4 protein-coding genes and 1 pseudogene are annotated in these 8,390 nt (G+C 67.6%); 3 read left to right on the top strand and 2 right to left on the bottom strand.

The annotated features are described in order from the left end of the window. The 3 genes and pseudogenes from F3J10_RS32770 to F3J10_RS32780 form a co-directional block, all read left to right on the top strand. Positions 1–558: anti-sigma factor (locus F3J10_RS32770; protein ID WP_167243825.1), on the top strand; the 558-nt coding region annotated here is incomplete at its 5' end. A gap of 616 nt (positions 559–1,174) precedes the next feature. Then, positions 1,175–1,417 (top strand): annotated as a pseudogene (locus F3J10_RS36710) (transcriptional regulator); the annotation flags it as partial. 257 nt (positions 1,418–1,674) lie between these two features. Next, positions 1,675–3,012, top strand: coding sequence for a HipA domain-containing protein (locus F3J10_RS32780; RefSeq protein ID WP_167243827.1), 1,338 nt, complete (start codon positions 1,675–1,677; stop codon positions 3,010–3,012). A gap of 73 nt (positions 3,013–3,085) precedes the next feature. On the opposite strand, the gene F3J10_RS32785 is transcribed toward F3J10_RS32780, so the two are convergent. Together F3J10_RS32785 and F3J10_RS32790 are read right to left on the bottom strand one after the other, a co-directional pair. After that, positions 3,086–6,130, bottom strand: a complete 3,045-nt coding sequence (locus tag F3J10_RS32785; protein ID WP_167243828.1) for a DEAD/DEAH box helicase family protein — start codon at positions 6,128–6,130, stop codon at positions 3,086–3,088. 44 nt (positions 6,131–6,174) lie between these two features. Further along, the gene (locus tag F3J10_RS32790; protein WP_167234205.1) at positions 6,175–8,199 is read right to left on the bottom strand and encodes a site-specific DNA-methyltransferase; all 2,025 of its coding nucleotides are present in this window, start codon (positions 8,197–8,199) and stop codon (positions 6,175–6,177) included. Between the last annotated feature and the right edge of the window lie 191 nt (positions 8,200–8,390).

The following is an 8,390-nucleotide window of genomic DNA, read 5'->3' on the forward strand; positions in this document are numbered from 1 at the left end:
TTGCGTGGGCGCCTGGCGATCGCCGCCGGGCTGGTGCTGAGCGTGGCGATCGGCGGCGGCGGCGGCTGGATGGCGCGCGGCTGGCAGCTCGAGGGCGGCCCGGACGCGACGCTGGCCGCGATCGCCACGCCGATCCGACCGATGGGCGACGCGCTGACCGCCTACCGGATGGTGGTGGCAAACCGTGGCGCCAGCTTCGATCTGGCCACGCACCGGCCGGAGGAGCTGCAGGCCTGGCTGGAGCGCTCGGTCGGCTCGACGATCCGGCTGCCCGACCTGGCCCGCGCCGGCTTCACGCCGGTGGGCGGGCGCCTGTTCGCGACCGAGGACGGGCCTTCGGCGATGGTGCTCTACCAGGACGGCCAGGGTCACGCGGTCAGCTTCTACGTGCGCCCGCCCGGCGGCGAGCGCCAGCTGCTGAAGAACGGCACGCGCCGCGACGGCGCGCTGCTCGCGCAATACGGCTCGCAGCAGGGCTACAACTACGCGCTGGTGGCGCCCACCGACGGCGTGGATGGCGCGGCGCTCACCACGGCGCTCGAAACGGTGCGCGGCTGATTCTTCCCGGCCTCACCTCAAACCGACTTTCCTCACCTTTGAAACCGGCCGTCAGCCTTGGCTGACGCGGTTTCGCTCGCCTTCGCGGCACAGCGAACCACAGCGAACCACAGCGGATAGCCTGTGGACAGATTGGGCAAAACACGGATACGCACAGGCTGTGCGGAAAGTTGTTCTGTGTTGCCGGGAGCTGTGCACATCGCACCGGCACGGTTATGCGGACGGCACAGCGCTGATCGAAAAGGCGTAAACACGGTTATCCACAGCGATGGACGCCTTTTGTTAACTACTACTATTTACGTATACGACCCCGACAAAAGCTGTGGGGATACGCGAGGGCGTGGATAACTGCGTGGACAACGGGTTTCGAATGCTGTGCAGATGGGATTTAGCTGAAACTACATGATTGTGAAGTTTCGATAAAAACGGCAGCCCATTCGTCATAAACTTCATGCTTATGGATTTTTCACTGTCTCTGACGACTACCAGCCATCAAAACTACACGTTCGTGAATTTTTCTCCTTCCAGTCTCCAGGATCGATCCTATAATTCACGATCATGAAGTTTCGTCGGCAGGATGCACATCCTGCTGGACAATCGACCGAGCCATCCAGACATGCGACACAAGATCGAGCAGGCCTCCGATATCGGCGGCGTAATCCGGGCCGCCCGCAAAGCCCAGCAACTGCGGCAAGACGATGCCGCCGGCAGCATGGGGGTGAGCCTCGGGTTCATGGTCAAGGCCGAGGCAGGCGAAACCTCGGTGCAGTGGGGCAAGCTGTTCCAGATACTGGAGGGGCTGGGCGTGCAGGTGATTCTCGATATTCCCGATGCAAGCGAGGCGCTGCTCAGGAACGAGTCCAGGATGGCACGTCATCGCGCCGCGGCACGCGAATTCCGCTCCGTGGAGCGCCTGCACGAACCTGAAGGCACTCTCGTCGATCCGGACCGGCACATCGTCGGATCGAAGGTGGTGTTGCGTGCCGCCGAGCGCCTGCTGGCGACAACGCCGGACAAGCGATCACGTTCGGGAGCGACCGTGAAACGCGCCAGCAAGCTGGTGAAGGATGCCGCCACGGTCGTGCAGGGCGAACCCTCGAAAGGAAAGGCACGCAAATGACGGAGCGCAGCCTGGTCGCGTCGATCGATCAACAGGTGATCGGCCGGCTTCACGAGAACCAGAACCTCTGGGCATTCGAATACGATCGATCGTGGCTGGAGAATCCCGATCGATTCGCCCTGAGCCCGCACCTCCCGTTGCAGGAGGAATGGCATCGAGATGGATCGACCACGCGTCCTTGCCAATGGTATTTCGACAACCTGCTGCCCGAGGAAACGGTCCGCAAGCTGTTGGCCAAGGATGCGAAATTGCCCGACGAGCACGATGCGTTTGCCTTGCTGGCGTATTACGGACGAGAGTCGGCTGGCTCCCTGACCTTGCGCCCGCCTGGCGGGGACGATGAGCAAGTGCCGCACGAGGCACTGCGCCCGCTGACCGACGAGGCCTTGAACGAGCGGATTCGCGAACTTCCCCGCGTGCCCCTGACGCATGACGCGCCCAAGAAAATGTCACTCGCCGGTGCGCAGCACAAGCTGCCGGTGGTGGTCCGTGACGGGCAGCTCTACGAGCCCGGTAGCGAAGCCGTCTCGACCCATATCCTGAAGCCCAACCACCCGAACCCCGACGGCTTTCCCAACACGGTCATCAACGAATGGTTCGTCATGAAACTGGCGGATGGCGTCGGTGGCCTGCCGGTGCCGGAGGTGTCCCGGCGCTACGTCCCGGCTCCGGTTTATCTGATCGAGCGATTCGATCGCCGCGTCGAGGCTGATCGGGTGTCGAGGCGCCATGCGATCGATGGCTGTCAATTGCTCGGGCTGGCCGCAACCAGCAAATATCCGGCCTGGTCGATCGATTCCCTGCTGAAGCTCATCGATCGATGCCGCGCGCCGGGCGTGGTCCGCCTGCGCATCTTCCGCTGGTTGGTGTTTTGCGTGCTGGTGGGCAATGGCGACTCCCACCTGAAGAATCTCAGCTTCCTGGTCGACAAGGACGGCATCACGCTGTCGCCGTTCTACGACCTGCTGAGCGAGGCGGTTTCCGAGACACGCTTCGTCATGGAAGACAAGGCACGTTGGCCGGATCTTTCGGAATTCACGGGCGAGTTGTTCGGTGAAAAGCGTTACGCGCACTTCAGCCGCGGCTTGCTGGAAGATGCCGGCGAAGCATTGGGATTGACGCGGGCCGTTGCGGCACGACAGATCGAAGAATTGCTCGAGCGTATCCCGGCACAAGCCGATGCGCTCATCGAGCAGACGGTTCGGGAAAATGAGGCACTCGCGGCGGAGCGCCCCGAATTGACAGCGATTCTCGGCGGCGAGATCCGATTGCTGCGAGCGATTCGCCGCACCGTGATTCACGACATGGCGAGGCGCATTTCCGGCAGGGATTGACGCGGAGATTGCGCGACGGACAAGAGGGAAAAGGAAAGGGCGCGGCACCACCCAGCCGCCGCGCCCACGCCCCCTAAAACGCGAACGACCGCTGCCCCGTCACACCCAGCAGATCATCCACCGTGCGCGCCCGCACGAAGTGCACCGGCCCCTCGGCCCCCGCGATCGCCTTGAAATGCGCGTCCCCGCAGCGGACCTTGCGCCGTTCGCGGCCGCGCGGCTCGGTGTCGTCGGCCTGGCTGTCCATCTCCACCACATAACACTGGTCCGGCGCCCCAGCCCGCTCCACCAGCACCAGCCAATCGGGCCGGTAATCGCCCAGCGGCGTGGGAATCCGGAACCAGGCCGGCAGCTTCGCGTACAAGGTCACCGCCGCGCTGGCCTCCAGCGCATCCACGAAGGCACGCTCGGCCGCCGATTCGACCACGATCGCGGTCGTCACCGACTTGCCCGCGCCCTCGCGCAGATCCTTGCGATACCCCGTCACCGGCTCGTCGACGAAGCGCGCCAGCGGCCACACCACGCCGTCGCCGATCCGCTTGTAGGCGATGCCGTCCACCAGCGCCTCGCGCTTGCAGCGGTTCACCGCATCGGCCACCAGCGCGATGAAGGCTTGCGGGTTGATGCGGAATTCGTCGAGCCGCCCGCTGCCGGTCAGCACGGCGGCCAGCGTGCGCCGCGTCAGCTGGGTGCGGTCCTGCAGCTCGGTGAGCAGGTCGGGCAGGGCGATCTCACCCTCGTCGAGCACCACCGTGCCGGCCGAGGCCGTCTCGGTGGCTTCCACGCCGGCCTTGCCGATCGAGATGTCGGCCTTGCGCCATTGCAGGCGCGCGCGCGGCACCTCGGGCGCGGCCCGCAGCGCGGCCACGCAGGCTTCCACCAGCGCGGCATCGTCGAAGCTGACGCGATAGGTGGTGCGCGCCTGCACGCGGGCCCAGAGCGCGCGGAACGCCTCGCCGAACACGACGGGCTGGCCCTTCGCGTCCAGGCGCGGCACCAGCAACCGGCGGTCGTCGGCATTGCGCACATCCAGGCGCCCGGACAGCTTGCGCAGCAGCTCGACGATCCGGTGCCGCAGCGGCTCGAAGGCTTCGGGCAAGGGCAGCACGCCGCCCTTGAGCACGATCTTCAGCGCATCGAGCACCTTGCCCTGCGCGTCGATGAAGCCGCTCTCGTGCAGATGCGTCCACAAGGCCGCCGAACGCTCGACGCCCAGCGGCGCGCTCGCGCCTTGCGCGTCGGTCACCGGCAGCACCGCGAACTGGTGCGTGTCGACGATGCCGAAGCGGATCCCCGTATCGGCCTCGATCTCCTTCTGCAGGTTCGAGGCGAACTGCTCGTAGCTCTCGGTGGCCACCACGGTCAGCGTGTTGACGTCGAAGCCGCGCACGCGCTCGCCGCGCTGGTCGACCGCCAGGCGCAGCCCGCGCCCGATGGTCTGGCGCCGCTCGCGCTCGCTGCGGATGTCGCGCAGCGTGCAGATCTGGAACACGTTCGGGTTGTCCCAGCCTTCCTTGAGCGCCGAGTGCGAGAAGATGAAGCGCAGCGGCGTGGCGAAGGACAGCAGCCGCTCCTTCTCGCGCATGATCAGGCTGTAGGCGCGCTCGGCGTTCTCGCGGCCGCTGGCATTGCTGTCGCTGGTCTCGGTCCAGCCGCCCTTGCGGTCGATCGAGAAGTAGCCGTCGTGCGCGGCGGCCACGTCGAGCTCGGGATCGAAGCCGGCGAACAGCGAGCGGTAGATCGGCAGCTTCGCGGCGCGCCGGTACTCGTCCTCGAAGATATCCGCGTAGGGGCCCTTCAGCGCCACGCCGCCGGGCTCGTAGCGGCGATAGCGATCGACGCTGTCGACGAAGAACAGCGACAGCACCTTCACGCCGAGCGGCTTCAGGCGCAGCTCCTTGTCCAGGTGCTCGCGGATCGTGCGGCGGATCATCTCGCGCTGGATCGCCAGCGGATCGACGTCGCCATGCGCGTCGCCGAGCGCGAGGAAGGCCTCGCCGCCGGGATAGCGCAGCTCGACGAACTCGTTGCCGCGCGTGGTGTCGATCTCGCCGATCCGGTAGTCGGCATACACGCCGCGGCGCGTCACGCGCTCGAGCAGGTCGCCGTCGCCGACCGTCACGGTCTGGCGCTCGACGCCGGCGGGCGTGGCCACGTCGAGCTCGACGCGCGCGGCGATGGTGCCGCGCCGGTTGCTCACCGATACCAGCCGCACATAGGGCTTGTTGTGCGCGTCCTCGACGGTGGCCGAGGCCACCTCGATCTGCTTGACCAGGCGCCGCTCGTAGGCGTCCACCGCGTCGAGCCGGTACACCATCTGGTACAGGTCCGCGTGGGTCGCCGAATAGCGCAGCGTGCAGAGCGGCGCCATCGCGTCGAGCGCCTCCTTGCCGCGGCCTTCCAGCCCGCCGTCCACGCTCTGCGGCTCGTCGACGATCAGGATCGGCCGGGTGGCGCGGATCAGGTCGATCGGCTTCTCGCCGCCGGTCTTCTCGCTGGGCTTGTAGAGGTTGTTGACGTCCTTGCGGTTGATCGCGGCCACCGTCGCGACCATGATCTGCACCGTCGCGCTGGAGGCGAAGCGGCGCACCTGGCCGAGCTTGGCGGAGTCGTACAGGAAGTAGTCGAAGGGCACGCCGTCGTAGAGCCGGCGGAAATGCGAGCGCGTGATGTCGAGCGTCTTGTGCACGCCCTCCTTGATCGCCACCGAGGGCACCACGATCACGAACTTGGTGAAGCCGTAACGCCGGTGCAGCTCGAAGATGGTGCGCAGGTAGACATAGGTCTTGCCGGTGCCGGTCTCCATCTCGACGGTGAAGTCGGTCGAGACCAGCGGCCCCGAGGGCGCCAGGCCGCCGCGCACCTGCACCTCGGCGAGGTTGCGCGCCAGCGCCGCGGTATCGAGCGCGAGCCGGTTGCCGACCGCCAGCGCGCTCTCGGCCACGCCGATCGGCATCTGCCGCGCGATGCTGGTGTCGCCGTCGCCGGTCTGTCCAGCGGCGTCGGCCGCATCGACGCTGAACGCCGCGCGATGCGCGTCCTGCCCGCGAAACAGGTCGCAGACGGCATCCACCGCCTCGAGCTGGTAGTCGAGATCGGCCTCGAAATGCAGTTCCATCATCGGCGCGCCGGCCGACTGCGCGTCGAACACGTTGCGCGTCATCAGAGGCTCCGCACCGAGCGGATCCCGTGCTGCTCGAGGATCGCGGACAGGTTAACCTTGGCGACGTCGTCGACGAAGGCGCCGTCGCGGAACACGCAGGTCACGTCATGCTGGGGCGGCGCATCCACCGCATCGAGCACGCCGACGATGCCCTGCGCCAGCACCTCGGCCTCGGCGCGGTCGATGCGCGCGGCGAAGCAGGCCACGATCGCGCCGTCGATCACGTGCACCTGCTTGCCGGCCACCGGCAGGGTGTCGACCGGCGCGCACAGATCGAGGCCGAGCTTGATGGTGAGCTCGGCGAGCAGGTCCGCGTCGGTGCGGCCGGCCTTGATGTGCTCGACCGCGTCGAGCAGCGACTGCTGCACGTTGGCGCCGCGCGGGTCCCATTCCACCACGTTGGTGGAATCGAGCCGGAACACGCGGAAGCCCAGGTCGAGCGCCGCCTCGGGATGCTCGCCGAGGATCCGCTCGGCCGCGCGCCGCAGCCGCTCCTTGGTGATCTCGGCCAGGTTGGCGGGGCGCTTGAGCCGGGCGCAGAACTCGGCGGCGGCCTTCTGGTCCTTGTTGCCGGCGTCGAGCGGCTCGGGCAGCTGCACCAGCGCGAAGCGCCGGCGCGCGCCGTCGGCCGCGTTGGCCTCCATCACCGCGTGCGCGGTGGTGCCGGAGCCGGCGAAGCAGTCGACGACCAGGTCGTCGTCGCCGGTCAGCCAGCCGACCAGCGAGGCCGCGAAATCGGTCGGCTTGGGCAGGTCGAAGGGGATCGCCAGCGCCTTCAGGCGCGCATCGTCCGAGCCGCCGAAGGGCAGGATCGAGGGCACGTTCTCGTGCAGGTTCTCGTCGAGGAAATAGATCCGCTGCGGCTGGGTGCTTTCGTCCGCGCCGAACTCGATCAGCCCCTTGTCGAGCAGCTCGCGCATGGTGGCGGGCGGGTTGCGCCAGCCGCGCTCGGGCACCGGGCAGGGCTTGCCCGTCACCGGGTGCGTGAGCGGGATGAAGTAGTCGTCGGGGGCGCGCTTCTTGTTCGGCCAGGCCATCGATACCAGGCGGTAGACGCGGCCTTCCGGCGAGAGCCGGTCGTACATCGCCTCGCCGCCCGACAGCGTGGTCTGCGCGCGCAGCCAGGCGCGGTAGGCCTGGGTCGCCTCGGCGATGGTGGTGGTATCGGCGATCGCGTCGTGGGCCGCGTCCAGCATGCGCTGCGCGTTGCGCTTGGGGCGCTTGAGTGGCGCGTGCTCGAACAGCCATTCGGCGTCGCGCGCGAACAGCACGATCGATTCGTGCTGGTAGGCGATGCCGCGCGCGTCGCCCTTCGGATTGCGCTTGTCCCACACCGCCACGCCCAGCTCGTTCTCCTCGCCGAAGATCTCGCGCATCACCAGCACCAGCGCGTGCAGCTCGTGCTCGTCGATATGGATGGCGATCAGGCCGTCGCGGGCCAGCAGGTCGAATGCCAGCTTCAGGCGCGGATACATCATGTTGAGCCAGTCGGTATGGAACCGGCCGCTCGCCTCGGTATGGCTGCTGAGCTTCACGCCGCCCGCGGCCTGGCCCGTCAGCGCGAGGTAGTGGCGCAGGCTGTCGGTGAAGTTGTCGGGATAGACGAACTCCTTGCCGGTGTTGTACGGCGGATCGATATAGACCAGCTTGACCGAGCCCGCGTAGCTCTTGTGCAGCAGCTTGAGCACCTCGAGGTTGTCGCCCTCGATCATCAGGTTGCGGGTGCCGTCCCAGTTCAGGCTCTCCTCGCGGCAGGGGCGCAGCGTGCCGGTGGAGGGCGTGAGCGCGAGCTGGCGCGCGCGGCGCTTGCCGTGCCAGGCCAGGCCGTATTTCTCGTCGGCCTCGGCGACGGTGCGCTCGCCCACCAGCGCCTTGAGCACCTCGAGGTTCAGCGCGAGGCCCTGCGGGCCTTCGGTCACCGCTTCCGGGAACAGGGCCCGGAGCCGTTCGAGGTTGTCCGCCGCGAGATCCGCGGAGCGGGCCTCGGGACTGGCGGATTCGATCTTTCGCATCGTGTTTTCCATGTAAAGCATGAGTGGCGCGCCGCTGTCGAGGTTCCCCGGCGCCGCCGCGGCGGGCCGTCGAGGCCGTCCGCCATGCCCGGCCGCGCATCGATGCATCGGCATATCGGCGCGGGCAGGGACGTGGCGGGTCGCGAGGGGAACGGAGGACCACGGGACGCGCCCGGCTCCCGGGCCGCCGCCGCGCGAGGGCG

Origin of the sequence: Burkholderia sp. Cy-637 (genome assembly GCF_011753175.1) — a bacterium.
GTDB lineage: Bacteria > Pseudomonadota > Gammaproteobacteria > Burkholderiales > Burkholderiaceae > Burkholderia > Burkholderia gladioli.

What these genes read in the sequence shown, in the direction of transcription:
- F3J10_RS32780 (WP_167243827.1), top strand. Translation starts at nt 1,675, where the DNA reads ATGACGGAGCGCAGCCTGGTCGCGTCGATCGATCAACAGGTGATCGGC.
- F3J10_RS32785 (WP_167243828.1), bottom strand. Translation starts at nt 6,130, where the DNA reads ATGGAACTGCATTTCGAGGCCGATCTCGACTACCAGCTCGAGGCGGTG.
- F3J10_RS32790 (WP_167234205.1), bottom strand. Translation starts at nt 8,199, where the DNA reads ATGGAAAACACGATGCGAAAGATCGAATCCGCCAGTCCCGAGGCCCGC.